This is a genomic window from Kitasatospora sp. NPDC004289 (genome assembly GCF_053602875.1).
Genome location: NZ_JBSGEL010000042.1, coordinates 50,951 through 72,921, shown reverse-complemented (window position 1 = coordinate 72,921; position 21,971 = coordinate 50,951). Strand labels below are relative to the sequence as shown.

21 protein-coding genes are annotated in these 21,971 nt (G+C 75.3%); 9 read left to right on the top strand and 12 right to left on the bottom strand.

Annotated elements, in window-relative coordinates; genetic code table 11:
• A partial coding sequence (locus ACWEPF_RS26060; protein WP_452174414.1) for a LysR family transcriptional regulator occupies nt 1-220 on the bottom strand: 220 nt, incomplete at its 3' end.
• Nucleotides 221-301: 81 nt separating this feature from the next.
• Between ACWEPF_RS26060 and ACWEPF_RS26055 the strand changes: the two genes are divergently transcribed.
• On the top strand, nt 302-1,198 hold the full coding sequence (locus tag ACWEPF_RS26055) for an MBL fold metallo-hydrolase (RefSeq protein WP_452174413.1): 897 nt from the start codon (nt 302-304) through the stop codon (nt 1,196-1,198).
• Between the two features lie 104 nt (nt 1,199-1,302).
• Here ACWEPF_RS26055 and ACWEPF_RS26050 read toward each other — a convergent pair whose 3' ends face one another.
• The 3 genes from ACWEPF_RS26050 to ACWEPF_RS26040 all read right to left on the bottom strand — a co-directional run bounded on the left by ACWEPF_RS26050 (nt 1,303) and on the right by ACWEPF_RS26040 (nt 4,507).
• The gene (locus tag ACWEPF_RS26050; RefSeq protein ID WP_345279948.1) at nt 1,303-1,791 is read right to left on the bottom strand and encodes a glutathione peroxidase; all 489 of its coding nucleotides are present in this window, start codon (nt 1,789-1,791) and stop codon (nt 1,303-1,305) included.
• Nucleotides 1,792-1,896: 105 nt separating this feature from the next.
• Nucleotides 1,897-3,555, bottom strand: coding sequence for a sigma-70 family RNA polymerase sigma factor (locus tag ACWEPF_RS26045; RefSeq protein WP_452174412.1), 1,659 nt, complete (start codon nt 3,553-3,555; stop codon nt 1,897-1,899).
• 415 nt (nt 3,556-3,970) lie between these two features.
• Entirely contained in the window at nt 3,971-4,507 is a 537-nt protein-coding gene (locus ACWEPF_RS26040) for an RBBP9/YdeN family alpha/beta hydrolase (protein ID WP_452174411.1), read from the bottom strand.
• Between the two features lie 134 nt (nt 4,508-4,641).
• Here ACWEPF_RS26040 and ACWEPF_RS26035 point away from each other — a divergent pair, with 134 nt between their 5' ends.
• On the top strand, nt 4,642-5,853 hold the full coding sequence (locus ACWEPF_RS26035) for an outer membrane protein assembly factor BamB family protein (RefSeq protein WP_452174410.1): 1,212 nt from the start codon (nt 4,642-4,644) through the stop codon (nt 5,851-5,853).
• A gap of 104 nt (nt 5,854-5,957) precedes the next feature.
• On the top strand, nt 5,958-6,398 hold the full coding sequence (locus ACWEPF_RS26030; RefSeq protein WP_452174409.1) for a DUF2690 domain-containing protein: 441 nt from the start codon (nt 5,958-5,960) through the stop codon (nt 6,396-6,398).
• 22 nt (nt 6,399-6,420) lie between these two features.
• Here ACWEPF_RS26030 and ACWEPF_RS26025 read toward each other — a convergent pair whose 3' ends face one another.
• Together ACWEPF_RS26025 and ACWEPF_RS26020 are read right to left on the bottom strand one after the other, a co-directional pair.
• Nucleotides 6,421-6,879: a (2Fe-2S)-binding protein gene (locus tag ACWEPF_RS26025; RefSeq protein ID WP_452174408.1), complete on the bottom strand. Its 459-nt coding sequence runs from the start codon at nt 6,877-6,879 to the stop codon at nt 6,421-6,423.
• A gap of 47 nt (nt 6,880-6,926) precedes the next feature.
• The gene (locus ACWEPF_RS26020) at nt 6,927-9,056 is read right to left on the bottom strand and encodes a molybdopterin cofactor-binding domain-containing protein (protein WP_452174407.1); all 2,130 of its coding nucleotides are present in this window, start codon (nt 9,054-9,056) and stop codon (nt 6,927-6,929) included.
• Between the two features lie 297 nt (nt 9,057-9,353).
• Here ACWEPF_RS26020 and ACWEPF_RS26015 point away from each other — a divergent pair, with 297 nt between their 5' ends.
• Both ACWEPF_RS26015 and ACWEPF_RS26010 read left to right on the top strand, forming a co-directional pair.
• Nucleotides 9,354-9,515, top strand: a complete 162-nt coding sequence (locus tag ACWEPF_RS26015) for a hypothetical protein (protein ID WP_345279934.1) — start codon at nt 9,354-9,356, stop codon at nt 9,513-9,515.
• Entirely contained in the window at nt 9,515-9,808 is a 294-nt protein-coding gene (locus ACWEPF_RS26010; protein ID WP_452174406.1) for a hypothetical protein, read from the top strand. The genes ACWEPF_RS26015 and ACWEPF_RS26010 overlap by 1 nt, the downstream gene beginning before the upstream one ends.
• Nucleotides 9,809-9,989: 181 nt before the next feature.
• Here ACWEPF_RS26010 and ACWEPF_RS26005 read toward each other — a convergent pair whose 3' ends face one another.
• Both ACWEPF_RS26005 and ACWEPF_RS26000 read right to left on the bottom strand, forming a co-directional pair.
• On the bottom strand, nt 9,990-10,640 hold the full coding sequence (locus tag ACWEPF_RS26005) for a response regulator transcription factor (RefSeq protein ID WP_452174405.1): 651 nt from the start codon (nt 10,638-10,640) through the stop codon (nt 9,990-9,992).
• 43 nt (nt 10,641-10,683) lie between these two features.
• The gene (locus ACWEPF_RS26000) at nt 10,684-12,339 is read right to left on the bottom strand and encodes a sensor histidine kinase (protein ID WP_452174404.1); all 1,656 of its coding nucleotides are present in this window, start codon (nt 12,337-12,339) and stop codon (nt 10,684-10,686) included.
• 363 nt (nt 12,340-12,702) lie between these two features.
• Here ACWEPF_RS26000 and ACWEPF_RS25995 point away from each other — a divergent pair, with 363 nt between their 5' ends.
• Nucleotides 12,703-13,632, top strand: coding sequence for a polysaccharide deacetylase family protein (locus ACWEPF_RS25995; RefSeq protein WP_449796653.1), 930 nt, complete (start codon nt 12,703-12,705; stop codon nt 13,630-13,632).
• A 194-nt stretch (nt 13,633-13,826) separates the two neighbouring features.
• Complete coding sequence (locus tag ACWEPF_RS25990) at nt 13,827-17,111, top strand: tetratricopeptide repeat protein (protein WP_452174403.1); 3,285 nt, start codon at nt 13,827-13,829, stop codon at nt 17,109-17,111.
• A gap of 49 nt (nt 17,112-17,160) precedes the next feature.
• Here ACWEPF_RS25990 and ACWEPF_RS25985 read toward each other — a convergent pair whose 3' ends face one another.
• The 4 genes from ACWEPF_RS25985 to ACWEPF_RS25970 form a co-directional block, all read right to left on the bottom strand.
• Entirely contained in the window at nt 17,161-18,084 is a 924-nt protein-coding gene (locus tag ACWEPF_RS25985; RefSeq protein WP_452174402.1) for a ketopantoate reductase family protein, read from the bottom strand.
• An 82-nt stretch (nt 18,085-18,166) separates the two neighbouring features.
• Nucleotides 18,167-18,292 carry a hypothetical protein gene (locus ACWEPF_RS25980; RefSeq protein ID WP_345279925.1) on the bottom strand — a complete coding sequence of 42 codons (126 nt, stop codon included), beginning with the start codon at nt 18,290-18,292 and terminating at the stop codon, nt 18,167-18,169.
• Nucleotides 18,293-18,381: 89 nt separating this feature from the next.
• Nucleotides 18,382-19,164, bottom strand: a complete 783-nt coding sequence (locus tag ACWEPF_RS25975; protein ID WP_452174401.1) for a hypothetical protein — start codon at nt 19,162-19,164, stop codon at nt 18,382-18,384.
• Between the two features lie 169 nt (nt 19,165-19,333).
• The gene (locus ACWEPF_RS25970) at nt 19,334-20,020 is read right to left on the bottom strand and encodes an AAA family ATPase (RefSeq protein WP_380150023.1); all 687 of its coding nucleotides are present in this window, start codon (nt 20,018-20,020) and stop codon (nt 19,334-19,336) included.
• Between the two features lie 272 nt (nt 20,021-20,292).
• Between ACWEPF_RS25970 and ACWEPF_RS25965 the strand changes: the two genes are divergently transcribed.
• On the top strand, nt 20,293-21,153 hold the full coding sequence (locus tag ACWEPF_RS25965; RefSeq protein WP_345279922.1) for an ATP-grasp domain-containing protein: 861 nt from the start codon (nt 20,293-20,295) through the stop codon (nt 21,151-21,153).
• Entirely contained in the window at nt 21,150-21,914 is a 765-nt protein-coding gene (locus ACWEPF_RS25960; RefSeq protein WP_452174400.1) for an ATP-grasp domain-containing protein, read from the top strand. Before ACWEPF_RS25965 ends, ACWEPF_RS25960 begins: the two co-directional genes overlap by 4 nt.
• Nucleotides 21,915-21,971: the final 57 nt, after the last annotated feature.

The window sequence follows — 21,971 nt, the reverse complement described above, 5'->3', positions numbered from 1 at the left end:
GGTCCAGCACCTCGCGCGCCTCGGTCAGGAGGACCGCGCCCGCCGGTGTCGGGCTGACGCCCCGTGGGGAACGGTCCAGCAGGACGGCGCCGAGCTCGGCCTCCAGCTGTCGGACCGCGCGGCTGAGTGCGGGCTGGCTGAGGTGCAGCCGGGCGGCGGCCCGGCCGACGTGGCGTTCCTCGGCGACGGCGACGAAGTAGCGCAGGGTCCGCAGCTCCATGCTGCGACGATACCCGTGGGGCATCGGCCCGTGCGGAACGTGTCTTGGACGGCGCCGCCGCCCCGGCGGTGGACTCGGGGCATGGACTTCGAACCCCTTTCCGACCCGGCCGTGCGGGTGGCCGACGCCCGCGAGATCGCCCCGGACCTGCTGGTGGTCCCGGACGGCGGCGTGCCGCTGGTCCCCAACATCGGCGTCATCGGCGGCACCGAAGCCGTCCTGGTGGTCGACACGGGCCTCGGCACCGCCAACGCCGAACAGGTGCTGGCCCTCGCCGCCGAGGTGGCCCGGGGCCGCCGCCTCTACCTGACCACCACCCACTTCCACCCCGAACACGCCTTCGGCGCCTCGGTGTTCGCGGGCAGCGCCACCTACCTGGTGAACCGGACCCAGGCCGAGGAGCTGCGCACCCGGGGATCGGGGTACCTGGAGATGTTCCGGGGCCTGGGCGAGACGGTCGCCCGCCGCCTGGACGGCGTGGTGCTGCCGACGCCGGACCAGGTGTACGGGGACGACGGCCACGAGCTCGACCTCGGCGGGCGCAGCGTGCGGCTGCGCCCCACCGGCCGGGGGCACACGCGGGGCGACCAGGTGGTGGAGGTGCCGGACGCGGGCGTGCTGTTCACAGGTGATCTGGTGGAGAACGGGCAGTTCGCGATCTTCCCGTGGTTCCCGCCGCACGACACCGAGGTCTCGGGGGTCGGCTGGCTGGCGGTGCTGGAGGGGCTGGCCGCCGCCGGGCACCGGACGGTGGTCCCGGGGCACGGCGCGGTCGCCGGGCCGGAGCTGCTCGCCGAGGTCCGGGACTACCTGCGGGAGCTGCGGGACGAGACCTGGCGGCGGGGCCGGGCCGGGCTGGGCGAGGCCGGGACGGTGGCCGAGGTGCGGGCCCTGCTGATCGGGCGTCACCCGGAGTGGACCGGGCGGGAGTGGATCGGGCCGGGCGTCGGCTGCCTGTGCGCGGAGCTGCCCGGCTGACGGGGCACCGGCGGGCGGACGCGCCGACGGCCTCCCGGGCGGAGACACGCCGACGGCCTCCCGGGCGGGGGTGCGGGGAGGCCGTCGGGTGCGGTGAGAGTGGGTCAGGCGGGGAGCTGCGCCTCGATGGCGGTGGTGACCTCGGCGGACTCGGGCTCGGTGCGGGGGCGGATGCGGGCCGTGACGGCGCCGTCGGGGGAGATCACGAACTTCTCGAAGTTCCACTGGATCTCGCCGGCGATGCCCTCGGCGTCCGGGGTCTTGGTGAGCTCGGCGAAGAGCGGGTGCTGGTCCTCGCCGTTGACGTCGATCTTCTCGAAGAGCGGGAAGGAGACGCCGTAGGTGGTGGAGCAGAAGGTCTGGATCTCCTCGGCGGTGCCGGGCTCCTGGCCGAGGAACTGGTTGCACGGGAAGCCGAGGACGGTGAAGCCCCGGTCGGCGTACCGCTGCTGGAGGCGCTCCAGGCCGGCGTACTGCGGGGTGAGGCCGCACTTGGAGGCGACGTTCACCAGCAGCAGGGCCTTGCCCTTGTGGTCGGCGAGGGAGGTCGGGGTGCCGTCGAGGGAGCGCAGCGGGATGTCGTAGAGGCTCACGGGGATCGGTCCTTCGGGTCGGGGGCGGCGGGGTGGCGGCCGGGGAACGGGCTCAGCCGGTGAACCGGTCGTCGGCACACGGTATTCCGGGCCGGCGGGGGAGGGTCAGGCGGGGGCGCCGAAGACCTGGGTCCACCACGGGCCGCCGGAGCCGGTGTGGATGCCCACGCCCATCTCGGTGAAGGAGCAGTTGAGGATGTTGGCGCGGTGGCCCGAGCTGTTCATCCAGGAGGACATCACGGAGTCGGCGTCCTTCTGGCCCTTGGCGATGTTCTCGCCCCAGGTGCTCCACTCGTAGCCGGCCGCCTCGATGCGGGGCTGCGGGCCCTTGCCGTCGGGGTTGGTGTGGCTGAAGAAGTTCCGCGCGGCCATGTCGTCGGAGTGGCCCTGGGCGGCGGCCTGGAGCTTGCCGTTGGCCTTGAGGGGGCCGCAGTTGTTCTTGGCGCGCTCGGTGTTGACCAGGTCGAGCACCCGCTGCTCGGAGGAGGTGGCGCGGGTGGCCGTGGTGGGGGCGGCGGAGGCGGTCCGGCTCGGCGAGGTCGACGGTGACGGCGAGGGGGCCGGGCTGGACGGCTTCGGTGCCGAGGGCGAGGGGGACGGCGTGGGGCTCGCCGAGGTGGGTGCGGCCGAGCTCGGGGCCGGTGAAGGGGCCGGGCCGTCGGTGGAGGCCGACGGGGAGGGGAGCACGGGAGCGGAGGTGGCGTCGATGCGGGGGGCGGAGGCCTGGGCCGGGGCGGGCGGCTCCTGGTCGGCGCCGACCACGCCGACGGCGGCGACCGTGACCACGGCGGTGCCGATCACGGTGGTCAGCACGCGGCGGCGGGTGCTGGGCTTGGCGCGGCGGCCGTGGCGCCCGGCCGTGGTGCCCTGGCCGCCCCGGCCGGAGGCCGCGCGGCGCAGCTCGGCCCGGCCCGGGCGCGCGGCGGACAGCACGCTGGTGGTCGAGGTGCCGTCGGAGGGGAGGAGGGAGTGGCCGGCGAAGAGGGTGGCGGGGTCGACCGAGGGCGGCACGGGCACCAGGGCGAGGCCGGCCAGCAGGCCCTCGGCGGGGAAGAGGCCCTCCCACTGCCGGGAGCAGTACGCGCACTCCCGGGCGTGCCGGGCTATCCGCTTGCGCCAGAGCGCGGACGGGTCGCCGTCCCAGGTGGCGGTCAGTTCGGCCAGCGGCGGGCAGGCGGGCTGGGCGGCCAGCGCGCGGACCACGACCCGGGCGGTCTCCAGCTGGCCCTTCATCCGCTGCACCCGGACGGCCGCGTGCGCGGCGGGCAGCTCCATCGCGGTGGCCAGCTCGGCGCGGCTGAGCTCCCCGGCGGCCTCCAGCCACCAGAGGGAGAGCAGCTCGCGGTCGCCCTCGTCGAGCCAGCGGGTGGCCTCGGCGACCTCTCGGCGCTGCCCGGACAGGCCGAGCCGGACGATGGTGAGGTCGACGAAGTCGGCGCCCGGATCTGCCGAGTCCCAGGAGGGGTCGATCGGAAGCTGGCCCTGCTGGAGCACCTGGTGGCGGCGGCGTATCTGGTTCATGGCGATGGCCACCAGCCAGGACCGGAAACTGCTCGGCTCCCGGAGGGCGGGGAGCTGGTCGACGGCGCGCAGCATGGTCTCCTGCACGACGTCGTCGGTGTCGGGGTGGCCGCCGAGGGCGCGGCCGACGATGTTGTAGACGAGTGGCAGGTGGGTGCCGATGAGCTCGTCCGTGGCCCGCTGGTCACCCGCCTGTGCCTGAAGCACCGTCTGACCGGTCTGTTCGGCGTGCTGCCTGTCCATCCGCCTGGTTCACCTTCTCCGTCGGCCCGTCCGTACTGCCCTGTCGTGATGGGAGATCGGGGGGCCGCGCTCCGATAACGGAAATCGCCCGGGGACCTGTGGGACCCCTGTGCTTCCGGGGAGCGTAGTGGACGCCGGAAGGCCCTTCGGCAGGGGTCCGGGCCAACGCGCAGGTCACGGCCGTGGCCGCGAACACCCGCGCTGTGAAAGGAGGATGAGGACCTGGTGCCGGTTGTGGGCGCGGGGTGTCCGAGGGGCGGCGCCGTGGTGATCGTGTGTCACGGCTCACACGGGGAGAAGTGTGGTGCGGGTCACCGTCGGGGGCTCCCGGCGGCCGCGAACGCCCGGGTGGCCGGCGGGGCCCCGGGCCCGGTCCGGCCGGACCAGGCCCGGGGCCCCGCCGTTCGAGCGGACGTCAGGCCGTGAGGCCGTCCAGCAGGGCGCGGCCGAACGGCCAGTCGCCGAGGCCGGAGGAGGCGTTGAGGTGGCCGTGGTCGCCGGCCTCGACCAGGCGCGAGCCCCAGGCCTCGGCGTACCGGCGGGCCTGTTCCGCGGTGCACCAGGGGTCGTCCCCGCTGGCGACCAGGGTGCTCGGGAAGGGCAGCGGGCGCAGCGGCACCGGGCGGAAGTTGACCAGCTCGGGGACCTCGGCGGTGTCGATGTCGGGCGGGGCGACCAGCAGCGCGCCGATCACTTTGCCGTCCGGGTTGGCGGCCCAGTGGGCCACGGTGGTGCAGCCGAGGCTGTGGGCGACCAGCACCACGGGGCCCTCGGCCTCCCGTACCGCGCGGTCGAGGACGGCGACCCAGTCGCCGACCTTCGGCTCGTCCCAGTCGGCCTGCTGGACGCGCCGGAACCGGGCCGGGTCGGTGCGCTCCCAGACGCTCTGCCAGTGGTCGTGGTCGGAGTTCTGGAAGCCGGGCAGGACGAGGTACGTGGGCTCGGGGCTCATGGTGCGGGCGGGCCTCTCTGTGGAACGGTGCCGGACGCGAGACGAGCATCGTCGGCCGTCCCCTCGGTCCGACCCTATCGGGTGCGGGTTATCCTCCAGGTCTGGACCGGTCGCGGACGGACGAGGGGGCAGCGGTGACCGCTGGCGAGCAGGTCGGCTCGATCGTCTTCGACGAGCCCGAGGGGGACGGATCCCGTGTCGGGCCCGAGGAGTTGGCGGCGGGGCCGGCGGCGCCCCGACCGTCGCGGCGTCAACTGCTGTTCGGTGGCGCCGGGTTGGCGGCCGCCGGGGCGGCGGCTTGGTGGTGGGGCCGTGCCGGGGGCGAGCCGGAGCGGCCGTCGGCGGTCGAGGGGCCCGTACCGATCTGGACGTTCCGCGCCCCCGAGGCGCAGGCCCCGGAGCGGGTGACCGGGCGAACGGTGCTCCCGATGGTGGCCACCGGCGAGGAACTCTTCCTGCTGACCCCGGAGACCGGCGCGGTGGCCAAGCGCATGGCGATGCCCGGTGGCCCGGACGACACCCTGCTGGCGGCCGGCGACCTGCTGTACCAGACCAGGATCGGCCGGTTCTCCGCGCACGGCTACGGCATCTCCCTGGAGGTGGTCAACCCGCCCGCACTGGACCCGAGTTGGGAGCTCCTCGCCGTCGAGGGGGAGTTCCTGTACGGGCGGACCCGGGACCTGCCGGACGAGAAGCTGTTCGCCCTCTCGGCGACCTCGGGCGCGATGGTGTGGAGCCGGCCGGGCATGGGCGAGGACGGCGGGTTCCTGATGGACTTCCAGTCGGTCGCCGGTACGCGGACCCTGCTCGCGCGCAGCACCCGGGACGAAGTGGTGGCCCTGAACGGCTTCACCGGGGAGCTGCTCTGGTCGGCCCGGGCCGACCAGGGGCTGACCTGGCGGGAGGCCGGTTTCGAGCACGCCTACGTGGCCCACCGTGCCACCGGGATACGGTCGTTGTCGCTGCGGGACGGAAGCGTCGAGTGGATCGTGGAGGAGCAGGGCGACACCCGGCTGCTGCGGCCGTACGCCACCGGAGGTGACGTCTACCTGCTGCGCGACAACGGCGTGGTGAGCCGCAACGAGCTGACGGACGGCCGGGAGCTCTGGTCCTGCCAGCTGCCGTTCCGGCTGGACGCGCGCTGCCGGCCGGTCGCGGTGGCCGGCTCGCTCTTCGTACCGGGCCCCGTGGGCGGCGGGGTGTGCGCGCTGAACGAGCGCACCGGGGAGATCCGGTGGACCTTCCGGGACACCGAACCGGGCGTCCAGTACTGGCGGGTGGCCACCGACGGCCGGCACCTCTTCATCGGGCACGACAAGGTGCTGTACGGGCTGGCCCCGGCCTGACCGGCCGTCACCCGAACTGCTGAAACGCCAGGTGGCGGGGCATGCGGGCACCACCCCAACGGGTAGTCCGGATACGGACCTTCACCCCGTGAACGGAGCACCACGTGTCCAGAGCCACCGCCCCCTCGCGCCTGCTCGCCGTCCTGACGGCCTCGCTCGCGCTGCTCGCCACCGGCATCGCCGTCGCCCCCGCCCAGCCCGCCGCCGCGGCCGCCTGCACCGGCGCGGGCTGCAACGGCAAGGACCCGGACACCACCGGCTGCGCCTCGGACGGCAAGCTGCTGGAGACCAAGGCGCTCGACGGGTCCGTGAAGGTGCAGCTGTTCGGCAGCGCCGCGTGCAAGGCCAAGTGGGCCCGCAGCGTGGACGCGCCGAACGGCGGTGCGGTGCTGGTGGCCAACCGCGACTACTCGGTGAAGTACACCAGGAAGACCGACGGTGCCCGGAAGTACGTCTGGACCGCGATGGTCAACGGGAACAACCCCGCGCGGGCCTGTCTCGGCCCGCAGAACAGCGATGCGCTCACCTGCACCGGCCTGCACTGACGGGAGGCGTCCCGACCCGCCGTCAGGCCATCTTGGCGGCGGCCTTCTTCACCGCCTCGCGGATGCGGGCGTAGGTGCCGCAGCGGCAGACGTTCTCGATCCGGTCGATGTCGGCGTCGCTGGGGCACCTGTTGGTCCTCAGCAGGGCGGCCGCGGTCATGATCTGGCCGGGCTGGCAGAAGCCGCACTGGGCGACGTCGCACTCCAGCCAGGCCTCCTGCACCGGGTGCAGACGGTCGCCGTCGGCCAGGCCCTCGATGGTGGTGACGGTGCGTCCGGCGCAGTCGGCCACCGGCACCACGCAGGGCTGCACCTCGGCGCCGTCCAGGTGGCTGGTGCAGGCCCGGCAGACGCCGACCCCGCAGCCGTACTTGGGGCCGGTGACGCCGAGCTTGTCGCGCAGCACCCAGAGCAGCGGCATGTCGGCGGGGGCCTCGACCGTCACCGGACTGCCGTTGAGGACGAACTGGTAGCTGGGCACGTGGGGGTCCTTGAGGAGTGCGGAGAAGAGGAGTGCGGAGTAGGGGTTCAGAAGGCGATCGGGAAGCTGCGCGGGCTGGTGCCGGTCGCGCGGGCGTAGGCGTTGGCCACCGCGGCGGCCGCCGCCGGGAAGCCCAGTTCGCCGGCGCCGCCGGGCGGGCCGCTCGGGGGCAGGAAGTGCGCCTCGAAGGCGAGCGGGCTGTGGCGCTGCCTGGCGTACCTGAAGTCGGCGTAGCTGCCCTCGCGGATCGCCCCGTCGTCCAGGTGGACACCGGCCCGCAGGGTGACCGAGATGCCGTCGGTGACGGCGCCGAGCAGCTGGGCCTCCAGGCCGCGCGGGTTGATCACCCGGCCGACGTCGGCGGCCATCACGGCCTTGGTGACCCGGGGGTTGGCCCGGTCGGAGGCGTCCAGCTCGATCAGGCAGGCGACCGCCGAGCGGTGCTCGGCGTGGTAGGCGACGCCCTGGGCGCAGCCGGGCGGCATCGGGCGGCCCCAACTCCCGGCCTGGGCCACCTTGTCGAGCACCGCGCGGCCGGTGGCACTGGTCAGCCGGGAGCGGCGGAAGGCCACCGGGTCCCGGCCCAGGGTGCGGGCCAGCTCGTCCAGCATCACCTCGTCGGCGACCCGGACCATGCCGGAGTAGACGGAGCGCCAGCTGCCGGTGGGGATCTCCAACGGCAGCTCGGAGAGCAGTTGGGTGGAGACCCCGAGGTCGTAGGGGACCTCCTGGGTGAGGTCGAAGAAGGTCTGCGAGAAGAGCGCGTCGCCGACCGGCAGGCTGGCTCCGGCGGCGGTGAGCAGCTCGCCCAGGCCGTGCCCGAAGTCGGTCCGCACGGTGGCCACCCGGTGCTCGTAGGTGAGCACCTGGCCGAGCGCGTGGGTGGCCCGCACCCGGTGGTGGCTGGCGGGGCGGACCCGGCCGTGCCGGATGTCGTCGTTGCGGGTCCACATCAGCTTGACGGGCAGTCCGGCCGCCTTGGAGACCTTGGCCGCCTCCAACGCCGCGTCGTGGAACAGCCGTCGCCCGAAGGAGCCGCCGGCCCGCACCACGTGGACCGTCACCGCCGGGACGGGCAGGCCGAGTTCGAGTGCGATCTGCTCCTGGGCGGCGATCGGGGACTGCGCGGCGAACCAGATCTCGGCCCGGTCCGGGCGGACGTCCGCGACGGCGGTGAGGACCTCCATCGGCGCGTGGCTGACGAAGGCGAAGTCGAACTCGGCGTCCAGGCTGAGGGTCAGCAGCGGGGGGACCAGGAAGGGCTTGTTGACGGCCCGCAGCCCGGCCCGGACCTGGGCGTCGGAGACTCCCGCGAGCGGGCCCGGACGCCAGTCCACCCGCAGCGCGGCCTTGGCCTTGAGGGCCTGGTCGAAGGTCTCGGCGAGGACGGCGACGCCGGTGGGGATCCGCACCACGTCCAGCACCCCGGGCATCGCGCGGGCGGCGGTGTCGTCCAGCGAGCGGACGGTGCCGCCGATGGTCGGCGGGCGGTGCACGACGGTCGGCACCGCGCCCGGCACGTCGAGGTCGCCGGCGTACTTGGCCCGGCCGGTGACGATGTCCCGGGCGTCGATCCGGCCGGTCGGGGTGCCGACCAGCCGCTGCTGCCCCTCTGCCTTGGGCGCAGTGGAGACGGCCGGGACGACCACCTCGGCGGCGGCGAGGGCGAGTTCGCCGTAGCCGGCCGAGCGGCCGTCCGGCGCGGTGACCCGGCCGTCGGCGGTGCGCAGGGTGCCGGCCGGCAGCTGCCAGCGGTTCGCCGCCGCCGTGACCAGGCGGGCCCGGGCGGCCGCGGCGGCGGCGCGAACCGGCTCGTAGAGGGAGCGCACCGAGTTGGACGCGCCGGTGAGTTGGGCGAAGAGCAGCTCGGGACGGGCGGGCGAGAGCGGCACCTCGACGTCGGCGAGGCGGGCGTCGAGCTCCTCGGCGACCAGCATCGCCATCGCGGTGGTGAGGCCCTGGCCGACCTCCAGGCGCGGGAGTTGGAGCACCGCCTTGCCCGCCTCGGTCACCTCCAGCACCAGCAGGTGCGCGGTCGGCAGCCCGGCCAGGATCAGCACGTCCCCGAGGTCGGCCAGCGCGGGCAGGCCGGGGATGCCGCCGACCTGCACCAGCGCCTCGGCCGGCTCGGCGTCCAGCGCCAGCTGGGCGCCGACCGCGAGGGCGGGGGCGGCCACCAGGTAGGTGAGGAAACGGCGGCGGCTGGTCGGCCGGGGGGCGGTGGTGTCCCGCTCCTGCGCTGCGCTGGTGATCGGAGGTGCCTTTCCCGGAGGTGGAACGTGTTCTCGGAAGGGCCGAAGCATAGGGACGACGGCGGGAACCGGTCAACATGCGCATGGCGAGGGACGGCGCGGGGAAGGTCGTGGTGGAGTGGAATATGACAGCGGATCAGTCCGCCGGTCCGTGGAGCGGCAGCGATCAAGTCCGGGACACGGTACGGTCGGTACGTTCCGTGCACGGGAGGTGACGGTAAGGTGGCCGAGGCGCAGCTCTGCCCCGCCTGCGGGGGTGGCCGGGTGACCGAGAAGATCGAGCACACGGTGGAGACCGACGGCCGGGGCGACCAGGTCGCGCGCGAGCACCGGTACCTCTCGCCCTGTGGCCGGTGCGGTGGTACCGGGGAGGTGTGGGGCTGATGCGGCTGGTCTTCGTCTGCCAGGAGTGCGGGGTGCACTACCTGCCGCCGGAGGACCTGCGGTACGGGGACGGCAGTGCGGCGAGCCCGCTCTGGTGCGGCCCCTGCCAGGGTCGGATGGCCGAACTCGGCGTCAGCGAGCCCGCTTTGGCGGCGGCGTTCGCCCTGCGAGCCGCTCGGGCGGCCGCCCTGGCGTCGGCGGCGACCTCGGAGGACGAGGGCGCGCGGCGTACGCGCGTGCGCCGCCCGGCCCGGGCGGGCTCCGGGCCGGGGACGCGGACGCGGCTGCGCTGAGCTTGCAACGGAGTCGGGTCACACCAGGGGCGCGGGGAACTGCGCGAGTTCGGAAGGCGGACCACCGCCAGATCGGGGCACGCGAGCCAGTTGCACGTCCTGCCGTTCCCCGGCGCGCAGTTCCCCGCGCCCCTGGTGTGACCACTTCCACCGGCCACGTTCGCCCTGCCGTCCCCGCGCGTCAGCCCTGGGCGTCGCGGGCGAGGAGGGCGGCCTGGACGCGGTTGTCGCAGTGGAGCTTGGCCAGGATCCGGCTGACGTAGGTCTTCACCGTGGCTTCGCTCATGTGGAGGCGGGCTCCGGCGTCGGCGTTGGAGAGGCCTTCGCCGAGCAGGTCGAGGACCTCGCGCTCGCGCGGGCCGAGGGTGGCGAGCCGGGCCCGGGCCGTGGTGGCGCGCGCGTCGGCGGCCGGGGCGGCGGCCAGGCTGTCGACGATGTGGCGGGTGGCGGCGGGGGAGAGGAAGGCGTGCCCGACGGCGGCCGCCCGGACGGCCTGGATCAGCTCGGCCGGGGCGGTGTCCTTGAGCAGGAACCCGGCACCGCCGGAGGTGACGGCCCGTAGGACGTTCTCGCGCTCGCCGAAGGTGGTCAGGATCAGGGCCCGGGCGCCCAGCGCGTAGCGGGGCAGCTCGGCGAGCGCGCCGAGCCCGTCCAGCACCGGCATCCGGATGTCCAGCAGCAGCACGTCCACCGCGTGCTCGCGGGCGAGCTCCAGCGCGGCGCGGCCGTCGCCCGCCTCGGCCACCACCTCGATGTCGTCCTCGCTGGCCAGGATCATCCTGATCCCGGCGCGGATCAGCGGTTCGTCGTCGGCGACGAGGACTCGGATCACGGTGCTGCTCTTCCCTCCCGGAGCGCGGCGACGATCACCGCTCTCATCCGTCCGCACGGTACTGCACCTTCTCCACCAGCACGCCGTCGCGGAAGCAGAGCCGGGAGACCTCGCTGGTGGAGATCCCGTCGGGCTGGTCCTGGGAGAGGAACCAGGAGCAGTCGGCCCCGGCCGGGACCGGCGGGCCCTGGCGCTGGAAGCCCTCGGTCAGGAAGCCGCTGCCGCGCGGGAGCTGCCGGCGGACCTCCTCCTCCGGCTGGCCGACCCGGAAGGAGGTGTAGCGGTCCTGCGGGAGCGTGGTCTCGTTCAGCGAGTCCACGAACTTGACGCCACCCCAGACCAGCAGCCCCACCAGGACCAGCAGCACCGCACCGGCCGCCACCGCGCAGCCGAGCGCCGGGCGGCGGCGCTTGAGCGGGGCGGATCCGGCGGGCAGGGTCAGGCCGAGATCGGCCTCCAGGTCCTCCCCGGCCGGGCGGCCCGTGCCGTCGTACGGGAGCACGCCGGCCAGGCGGTAGCCGCCGTCCGGGGTCGGGCCGGTGTGCAGCATGCCGCCGAGCAGCCGGGCCCGTTCGCGCAGGCCGGTGAGGCCCTGGCCGCCGCTGACCGGGGCGTGGGCGGGGGCACCGGGAGCGGTGGGCGGGCAGGGGGAGTTGACCACCTCGACCAGCAGGGCGTCCGGCTCGAAGCGCAGGGCGACGGTGATCGGGGCGCCGGGCGCGTGCTTGTGGGCGTTGGTCAGGCCCTCCTGGACGATCCGGAACGCGGCGTGGCCGGTGGCGGTGGTGGCGCTGCGCGGGCCCTCGTGGTGCGCCAGGGTCACCTCGGCCCCGGCGGCGCGGGAGCTCTCCACCAGCCGGGGGATCTCGGCCAGGCCGCCGGTCAGCTCCTCCTGCGCCTGGTCGTCCTCGCGGAGCAGGCCGATCACGCCGCGCAACTCCCGCATCGCGTCCACGGCGGCCTGGCGCAGCACGCCGACCGCCTCGCGCTGACGGTCGGTCAGGGTGCGGTCCACCTCCAGGGCGCCGGTGTGCACCGAGATCAGGGCCAGCTGGTGGCCGAGGCTGTCGTGCATGTCCTGGGCGATCCGGTGCCGCTCGCGCAGCCGGGCCTGACGGGCGATCATCACCCGCTCGCGGAGCAGCTGGGCGTTGCGCTCCTCCAGCGCGGTGAGCAGCGCGCGGCGCTGCTCCCGGTAGCGGCCGAAGACGGCGGGCAGCACGGCGAGCACCAGGAAGGCGCCGACGGTGACCCCGAGCAGGGCGGGCAGCGGCAGCTTGTCCCGGTCGGCGACCAGGTCGTAGACCAGCATCGCGAGGAAGGCCACCACCGAGGCGACCACCGCGTCCCGGGCCCGGGTGACCCTCTTGCCGAGCGACCAGCCGGCCGCGATCAGGGTCGGCAGCCAGGCGGCGACCGGGCCGCAGCCGACCGAGGCCAGCACCAGGACGGTGCGGGGCATGCCGCGCCGCAGCAGGAAGAGCAGGGCCGCGCCGGTGGCGGCCAGCGCGGTGCGCAGCGGCGGGCCGGAGGCCGCCAGGTCGAGCAGGCCGGCCAGCGCTCCGGAGAGCACCGCCCCCGTGGTCTCCCGGGTGACGGTGCGTCGGTTCCAGGGGCCGGGCAGGACCACCCGCACCAGCCTTGCCCGCAGTGCTGCGGCCCGGCCTCCGCCGGAGTCTTCAGTGTTGCGCTCGCTCACCCACGCGAGGCTAGACGACGGGGCGGGTCCGGTGGCAGTCGCCGATGGTCGCGGCGCGGGTGCGACGAAAGTCGCGGGCGGGAGGGAGTGGGGAGGGCGGCCCGCGACCGGAGGGGGTGCGGGCCGCCCGGCACCGGCCGGGGCCCAGGGCTGAGGAAGTCGGGGCGGCCGGTGCCTTCGACCGACGACGCTACGTCCTGGAACGGGGGCGGGGACAGACTCACCGGTGCACGGGCGGGGCCGGCGGGATGTCACGAGTGCACGGTGGGGTGCCGGTGTGGGTGTGGGTGGCGGTGAGGCATTCGGTGGACCTGGTGGCGTGGCGAGGTGGCGGCGGGCCGCGCGTGCGGAAGATGTACTGGTATGGCTTTCGGATCAGCTCACCCGCGGGCCCGCCTCCTGGCGGGCCTCTGTCTGGCCGTCACCGCCGCCGGTTGCGGCTCGCTGCCCACCGCGCCGGGGCGCGACACGGCCCCGCCGCCGGCCGTCGCGGCCCGCCCCGCCGAGCTGCCCGGCCGGGCCGAGCAGCAGGAGCGCCACGAGGTGGCCGTGCCCCGGGCCGTCCCGCTGCGCGGGCCCGAACTGGCCGAGCTGGCCCGGGCCTGGGGGCTGGACGCGCCGCCGCTGCCCGCGCCCGCGCCGCCCGCCGTGAAGCCGGTGCTGCGCGAGGACGGCCCGCACGTCCGCCTGCAGGGGGACGGGCTGCCGCCGCTGGTGCGCCGGGTGCCGACCACGGACAAGGTGGTCTTCCTGACCATCGACGACGGACGGGAGAAGGACCGCCGGTTCAACCGGATGATGCGTGAACTCGGCGTCCCGTTCAGCGCGTTCGTCTCCGGCTACCTGGCCCGGGAGGACTACGGGTACTTCCGCGAGCTGAACGAGCAGGGAGTCCGGGTCAACAACCACACCCTCAACCACAAGGACCTGCGCCGGCTCGGGTACCAGCGCCAGCACGAGGAGATCTGCGGCCAGCAGGACGAGCTGGTGCGGGAGGTGGGCCCGCGCCCGGCGCTCTTCCGGCCCCCGTACGGGGAGTTCACCGCCGACACGCTGCGGGCGGCCGCCTCCTGCGGCGTCACGGCGATGCCGCTCTGGAACGAGGAGGCCTTCCCCGACCGGATGGAGTACCGCCACCTCGACCAGCGGCTCCACCCGGGCGACATCATCCTCACCCACTTCCGCGGCCCCGAGGAGTGGAAGGGCTCGATGACCGACCTTGCCCGCCTGGTGATCCGCACCGCCACCGAACAGGGCTTCGCCCTGGCCCGCCTGGACGACTACCTGGGCTGACGGAGGACCGCCCGGCCGTCGGCGGAAGTGGGGTACGGCGGCCGGCCGGGGGTGGCAGAATCCGCGCCACGGGGCTGGGGTGCGGGTGGCCGGGGGTGGGATCGGTGCGACGGTTGACCTGGGGCAGAGGGCCGGGCCGCGGGGACGCGGCGGGGCGGGAAGGCGCGGCGGGGCGGGAGGGCGCCGCACCCGGAGTGAGCGCCTCCGGGGACGGCGCCGTCGGAGTGGGCGGAGACCTCGGGTACGCGGTGACCGGCGACGGTGGGCGGGTCGACCACGTCGAGCACCACGTGACCAACCGTGCGGTGGGCCGGATCGTGGTGCAGGCCGGGGAGTTGAACGTCCGTCAGGAGGCGTCGTCCGGACCGGTGGAGTGGCCGGTGCTGGTCGGACGGATTCCGAACCTGGCTGGCTGGCACCAGGACAGGCCCGAGGCCACGCTCCTGGAGACGGCGCTGGCCGACGGCGAGGGCGCCGTCCTGGGGCAGGTGATCACCGGGACCGGCGGCGTCGGCAAGACCCAATTGGCGGCCCAGTACGCCCAGTCGGCCTGGGAGCGGGCCCTCGCCGATCCGGTGGGCCGCAGCTGGGGGCGCCGTCAGGCCCGGCTGGGCGGCCGACGCGGTCACGGCCCGCGGGCCGCGGTGGACCTGGTGGTGTGGGCACCGGCGGCGGAGCGGACGGCGTTGGTCGAGGCCTACGCCCGCGCGGCGCGCACGGTGCTGCCCGACCGGCTCGGCTCGGTGGAGCCGGAGGCGGCGGCCGAGCTGTTCCTGACCTGGCTCCGCCGGACCGCGCGGTGCTGGCTGGTGGTCCTGGACGACGTAGCCTCGCCCTCGGCGCTGACCGGCCTGTGGCCGCCCGAGGTGGTGCGGGGCCGGACGGTGGTGACCACCCGCAGCCGGGCGGCCGCCTGGACCACCGCCACCCGGGCCCAACTCCCGCTCGGCGTCTACCGCCCCGAGCAGTCGCTCGCCTACCTGCGGCAGGCGGTGAACCGACCGGAACGCCACGGCCGGAACGCCGGGGACGGCGACGGGAGCCTCGACGCCCTGGCCGTCGACCTCGGCCACCTCCCGATCGCCCTCGCCCAGGCCGCCGCCTACTTGGTCGACACCGGCCGGACGGTGGAGCGCTACCGGGAGCTGCTGGCCGACCGCGCGTACCGGCTGCGGCAGGCCATGCCGGACGACGCCTCCCTGCCGGACCAGCAACTGCGCACGGTGGCCGCCCTGTGGGACGTATCGGTCGAGCGCGCCGACGCCCACCCGCCGGCCGGACTGGCCCGCCCGCTGCTCGAACTCGCCGCCGTCCTCGGGGCGGAGGCGGTTCCCGACGTGGTGCTCACCGGCTCCGCCGCACGCGCCCACCTGGCCGAGCGGACCGGAGCGGCGGAGGTCGACCGGCTGGCCGCCGAGGACGCGCTCCGTGCCCTGGACCGGCTCAACCTGCTGGACCACGACCCGGGCCCGGACGGGAGCTTCCGCATCCACCGGCTGGTCCGGCGGGCCGTCCGGGAGAGCGAGTCCTTCACCGCTCACGCTCCCGCGACGGAGCGCGCCGCCGCCGATGCCCTGCTGGAGGTCTGGCCGCCGGAGGACCACCTGGACCGCGTCCGTGCCGACGCCCTCAGGGGCACTGCGGAGACGCTCCTGGCCACGGTGGCCGACCGGCTCTGGGACCCGGTCACGGGGATCCATCCGGTGCTGCTGCGGGCCGGGCGGAGCGTCTTCGAGGCGGGACAGCGGGAGGGCGCCGTGCAGTACTGGCTCCAGCTGGTGGCCACGTCGTTCCGGCTGCTCGGACCGGACCACGCCGACAGCCTGACCGCCCGTCACGAGCTGGCCCTCGCCTACGCCGAGGCCGGTCGCACCGCCCAGGCCGTCCACCTCGGTGAGCGGGTCCTGGCCGACCGGGAGCGGCTGCTCGGCTCCGACGACCCCGCGACCGGCACCACCCGCCACAACCTGGCCCTCGCCTACGCGGACGCCGGGCGGATGGGTGAGGCGGTCCGGGAGGGCGAGCGGGTGCTCGCCGATCGGACGCGGCTCCTCGGGCCCGACCACCTCGACGCCCTCGTGGCCCGCCGCACCTTGGTGCTGCTCTTCGAACAGGCGGGAATGACCCACGCGGCGACGGCCGCGCTGGCACGGGTGCTGGCGGATCAGGAGCGGTTGGCCGGGCCGGACCTCGGCGACACCCTCGGCGGCGCCGCAGGCCCTTCGGCGCCGGGGTCGAGCCGGGACACCCGGTGGCGCTGGGAGCACCTGGTCGCCGGACGGGAACGGCGGGCGGGCCAGGACCAGCCCGACACGTTCACGATCGGGTTGAGCCGCGACACCGGCTCCGTTCGGACCGGTTGGCTGCGGCCGGCGGTGGAGACGGGCGAGCGGTTGTCGGCCGAACTGGTGGAGGCGTTCGGCCCCGAGCACCCCGAGGCCCTGCTGGCACGGCACAACCTCGCCAACTCCTACCGCTGGGCCGGCCGGGCGGCGGAGGCCGTGGCACTCGGGGAGGAGGTGCTGGCCGTCCGGGAGCGGGTCCTCGGCACCGAACACACCGACACCCTCGCGACCCGGCACAACCTGGCCGGTTCGTACCGCCTCGCCGGACGGACCGCTGAGGCGATCGCGCTGGGCGAGCAGGTGCTCGAGCAACGGGAACGGCTGCTCGGACCGGATCACCCGGACACCGTGACCAGCCGTCACAACCTCGCCGCCGCCTACGCCGCCGCCGGCCGGATGACGGAGGCGGTCCGCCGGGTGAAGGAGGTGCTGGCGGCGCGGGAGCGGCTGGTCGGCCATGACCATCCGCACGCGGGGAGCGCCCGGAAGGTCCTCGCCGTGCTGCTCCGCCGGTCCGGGCGGCCGACCGAGGCCATCGGCGTCGGACGGCAGGTGGTCGAGGACCGGGAGCGGCTCTTCGGAGCCTCGCACCCCCGCACCCTGGCGGCCCGGCACGAGCTGCTCCTCGCCTACCTCGCCGCGGACAGGTTCGCCGAGGCCGTCGTGCTGGGCGAACAGGTGGTGTCGGGCCGGGCGCGGACGCTGGGGCCCCGTCACCGCGACACCCTGGCGAGCCGTCACCACCTCGGGGTCGCCTACCGCGCCACCGGCCGGCTGGACGACGCGGTCTCGCTCCTGGAGCGCGAACTGGGGATCAGGATGCAGATCCAGGACCGGGCCCACCGGCACGTGGTGCGGGCCCGGACGGCGCTGGCCGAGGCGCGGACGGCCCGGGCGCGGGCCATGATCCCCACGGATCCGGAGGAGGCCCTCCTGGCCGCCGGCGAGGTGGCCGACCGGGTCGCCCCGTACTACGCCGACGCTCCCGAGGAGTACGGCCCGGTCCTCGCCGAGGCGTACCGGGTGGCGGCCCGGGCCCTCGCGGCCGTGGGGCGTGCGGCAGAGGCGGCGGAGCTCCGTGCCCGGGCCGAGGGTCTCCGGAGGGGGGAGCGGCCGCCGGGCGCGGAGGGCTGACGGGAGGTCGGCGCAGCCCCGCGGCCCGGGCTGGCCGTCGCCCGCCCGGTCAGCGTCCGGCGCGCAGCTGGTGGACCCTCAGGTGGAGGGTCGCCACGTCGAGCAGGGGGGTCAGGACGCCGAGGGTGCGGGCGCGGGCGGTGAGGTCGCCGAGGAGGTGCTCGACCTCGGTGGGGAGGCCTGCGGCGAGGTCGCGGGCCAGGGAGGCGGTGAGCGGGGAGCCGGGGGTGGTCACCACGGTTCGGGTGAAGGCGAGTTCGGGGGCGGGGACGGGGAATCCGGCGGACTCGGCGACGGCGGCGCACTCGGCAAGCACGGCCTCGGCGAAGGCGGTGCCGCCCGGGGCGGCGTTGACCTCGCCGACGGTGCCGCGCATCAGGGCGGTGACGGTGGCCAGGGTGGTGATGAAGACCCACTTGTGCCACATCGCGGCCACCGCGTCCGGGGTGGGATCGGTGGGGACGCCCGCCGTGGTGAGGGCGTCGCGGATGGCGGTGACGCGCTCGGAGAGGCGGCCGTCCTGCTCGCCGACGGTGAGGTCGACGGGCGGGGCGAGTTGGACGATCTCGCCCTCGGGGCCGAGCGTGGTGACCACCTTGGCCACGCCGCCGAGCACGGCCGGGGGGCCGAAGCGGGCGTTCAGCGCGTCGAGGTGGGCCAGACCGTTGAGCAGCGGGACGATCGCGGTACCGGGGCCGACGGCCGGGGCGAGGTCGTCCAGGGCGGTCTGGAGCGCGGTGGCCTTCACCGAGAGCAGGACCAGCTGGTAGCCGTCCTCCTTGAGCTCGCCGGCGGTGACCAACTGCGGCTCGGGCAGGTGGAGTTCGGTCAGGCCGGTGATCCGCAGGCCGTGCTCGCGCAGCCGGGCGGCGCGGGCGGGCCGGACCAGGAAGGTCACGTCGTGCCCGGCCCGGGCGAGCCGGGCACCGAAGAATCCGCCGGTGGCACCGGCGCCGACGACCAGGGTCTTCATCAGGTACTGCCCTTCCTGTCCTGGGGAATCCGCCAGGGACAGCGAACGGCGCGGTCCGGTGATTCCCGGTGGCCGGGAAGGGTCAGTGCATGGTGCCGCTGGTGCTGCCGAGGGCCCAGACCAGGAGGGCGACCAGGCCGGCCGACAGCACGAGGAGGGCCAGGCAGCCGGAGAGGCCGCCGAGTCGGAGGTTCCGCTTCTCGCTCACGGGCCCATCCCAGCGGGGTGGTCAACGAACAGTCAAGAGTGATGGTGGAGTTGGGACGGGAACTGTGAGGTCGGGCTCAGCGGTCGGGCTCAGCGGCCGGGGGCGGCGGCGCGGCGGAGGGCGGCCTCGGCGTGGTCGAGGTGGGCGGTGAGCTCGGCGCGCAGCGTGGGCAGCAGGGCGAGGGCGGCCGTGGCCGCCTCGGGGGACGGGGAGCGGTCGGTGTGCACGGCGGTGACGGCGGCGCGCAGCGGCATGGGGGCGAGGGTGGTCTCCCAGGCGGTGCGGTGCTCGCCGGTGGCGTAGCGGGAGGTGAGGTACTCCAGCGGGTCCAGGCCCAGGCCGTCGGTCTCGCCGGGGCGGGCGGGCTCGTGGGAGGGGAGCAGCCAGGCGACGCCGTCGCGGGCGATGAGTTCGAAGGCGCGGTGCTCGTCGGGGACGGCCCAGCGGCCGGTGCCGGTCGCACCGGTGGTGGCGGCGGTGAGGAGGCGGTCGAGCATGGCCTCCTCGCGGGGGCCGGTGGTGCGCTCCGGGTAGGGGCGGTCGCCGATCATCTGCTCCAGGTGGTAGCGCTGGCCCCAGCTGCCCACCCAGCGGCGCAGCGAGCCGGACCTGGTCTCCCGGATCGCGGCCAGCACCACCGCGCGCGGCGTCAGGTCCCGCCGGAGCAGCACCTGCTCGTGGTCGGCGCCCTCGTGCCGCAGCGCGGCGCGGACCTCGGCCACCGAGGGGCCGTCGTACCAGCGGAGCGTCCAACTGCGCCGCTCCGGGTCGTACAGCGGCTCGACCGGTGTCCGGTGCTCCGCGCCGAGGCGCTCGGCGAGCCGGCGCAGACGTGCCTCGCGCGCGGTGTCACTCATGGCAGTGTCCGTCATGACCGCACCCTAGCCAGCGGTGCCGCGCCCCACCGGCGACCCGCCGCCGGGCTCACCCGTCCTGCCGCACCCCGTCCTGCCGCACTCCGTCCTGCCGCACCCCGCCCGGGTGCAGTCGGGACAGTACGGGCGCGGAGTTGACGGACGGTGAGCCGGAACGGGTGCCGGTTCAGCCGGTGAAGGTGATCCGCTCCAGGTCGAGCGCGCCCGGGCGGGAGAGGACGACGGTGCTGGCGCAGCCGGGCAGCGGGCCGCCGGAGAGCGCGGCGTGCAGGCGGCCGGTGGCCCGGCGGTGGCGGGTGAAGGCGTAGGCGGAGACCCGGCGGCCCCGGGCGAGCTGGCCCTGCCGGGCCTGCTGGGGGGTGGAGTCGAGCACCAGCAGGTGCAGCCTGCGGCCCTGGGCGGCTGCGGTGCGGGAGAGCCAGGCGCGGACCCAGGGGAGGGTGCCGCAGTCGTGCACCACCAGCGGGCCGCCCGCCAGCAGGGCGCGCCGCAGCCGGAGGTAGTGGTGGGCCCGGACCAGGGGACGGTAGAGCGCGTAGGGGAGGGCGGCGGGGAGCCGGGCGGCCCAGTGCTCGCGGCTGTGCTGGGAGTCGATCACGGGGGCCGTGGAACAGCGGCCCATCAGCGTGGACTTGCCGCTTCCGGGCAGGCCGGAGACCACCAGCAGGTCACCTGCGGGGTAGGCCAGGGTGCCGGGGACGGGCAGGGCGCGCAGGTCGTGCAGGTCGCGCGGGCGCAGGGTGGGGCGGGCCGCGGTGTGCCCGCAGCCTCCCCGGTGCTGCGTCGGTACTCGGTGCCCGGCCGGCCGGGCCTCCTCGGGCCTGACGTGGTCCGGGGTTACGGTGTCGCGCACTGCCCCTCCTCAACGGCCCTCCCCTCGCCCCGGCCGGCGGGCCGGTGCCCGGGTGGGCCTTTTCCCAAGAAAGGGTAATGGGAGAGGCGGACAGCCGTCCCTGACCTGCCCGTTCCGCGGCGGGCTCGGGACGAAGCCGTGACATCGGCCGTCGGACTGTGGCAGGTCTGTGGCCGATTCCTTACGGGGCGAATGATCTTGTGGTGCCCGATTCATGGCAAGCTGGGCGGTCTCTGACGACGAGACGGCTGGCGGGTAGGGGGCGAAGGCGGATGAGGATCTGCTTCCTGGTGGAGGAGCTGTACCGGAACGACGGCATCCCCCGGGACGTGGTCCGGCAGCTCGCGGACTGGGGGCACCGGGTGGACGTGCTGCGGCCCAGCGGCTCGCTGCTGGCCCTGGACGGGCTGGTGCGGGCGGGCAGCCACGACGTGTGGGTGCTGAAGACGGTCTCCGGCGGGCCGGGGCTCGGCCTGCTGGAGGCGGCCTCGGCGGCCGGCCTGACCACGGTGAACGACGCCCGCGCGATCCGGGTGGTGCGGGACAAGGTGTCGGCCGCCATCCGGGCCGCCGGGCAGGGCCTTCCGGTTCCGCCCACCTGGGCGGCGGCCCGGCCGTCCGACCTGGCCGGCATCCCCGGGGACTACTACCCGCTGGTGGTGAAGCCCGCCGAGGGCAGCCGGGGCCGGGCCGTCCGCCGGGTCGACTCGATCGACCAACTCGCCTCACTGGAAGCGGAGTTCGCGGGAGAGGGGATGCTGATCGCGCAGCCCTGGGTGCGCAACTCCGGGATCGACCTCAAGGTCTACAGCGCGGACGGCGAGCTCTTCGCCACCGAGCGGACCTCCCCGCTGGTGGCGGGGGAGCGGACGGAGCGGGCGGTGCCGCTGGGCCGCGAGGTCGCCGACATCGTGCACCGGATCGGCGAGCTCTACGGGCTGGACCTGTTCGGCGTGGACGTGGTCTTCGGGCCCGACGGGCCGGTGGTGGTGGACGTCAACGACTTCCCGAGCTTCCGTCAGGTGCCGGATGCGGTGCCGCGGGTGGCCCGGGCGGTGCTCAACCTGGCCCGGCGCGGCTCCTCCGTACCCGCACCGCGGTCGGTGGTCCCGGTGGCGGGGGCGGTCTGGTGAGGGTCGGGGTGATCTGCCGCGACCCGGGCCATCCGCTGCTGGTCGGTGCGGCGCGGGAGCTCGGTGCGGCCGGGCACCGGGTGGAGTGGGGCGAGCCGGACCTGGCCGACCCGGCCGACGTCTACCTGCTCAAGGCCCGTACCCCGGCGGCACTCGGGCTGGCCCGGGCGCTGGAGCTGCGCGGCGCCGTGGTGGTCAACTCCGCCGGGGCGACCGGGAACTGCCAGGACCGCGCGTGGATGGCCGCCACTGCCCTGGCGGCCGGGCTGCCGTTCGTGCCGACCACGGCCGGGCCGCAGGGCTACCCGGGGGTGGTGAAGAGCCGCCACAGCCGGAAGGACGACCTGGTCGCGGCGGTCCGGAACGAGCGGGAGCTGGCGGAGCTGACGGCCCGTTGGCCGGGGGAGCCGCTGGTGCACCAGCCGTTCCTGCCCGGGGACGGCTGGGACCACAAGCTCTGGGTGGTCGGGGAGCAGGTCTTCGGCGAACTGCGCCGCTCCGAACTCGCCGACGGGCAAAGGCGGTCCGTCGACCACCGGCCGCGCTACCCGGAGTTGGCACTGCGCTGCGGCGAGGCCTTCGGCCTGACGGTGTACGGCGTCGACGTCCTCGAGGTGGCCGGCGAACCGGTCATCGTGGACGTCAACGCCTTCCCGGGCATCCGCGGCCAGGCCGGTGCCCCGCGGGCGCTGGCGGAGCTGGTCGGAGCGGCGGGACCGGCGGGCGGCTCCGCAGGCGGCTTCGGCGGCGCCCGGCCCTGATGGCGCCCCGTCAGGCGCCCGCCCGATCCGTGCTGCCTTCACCCCTTCCGATGACTG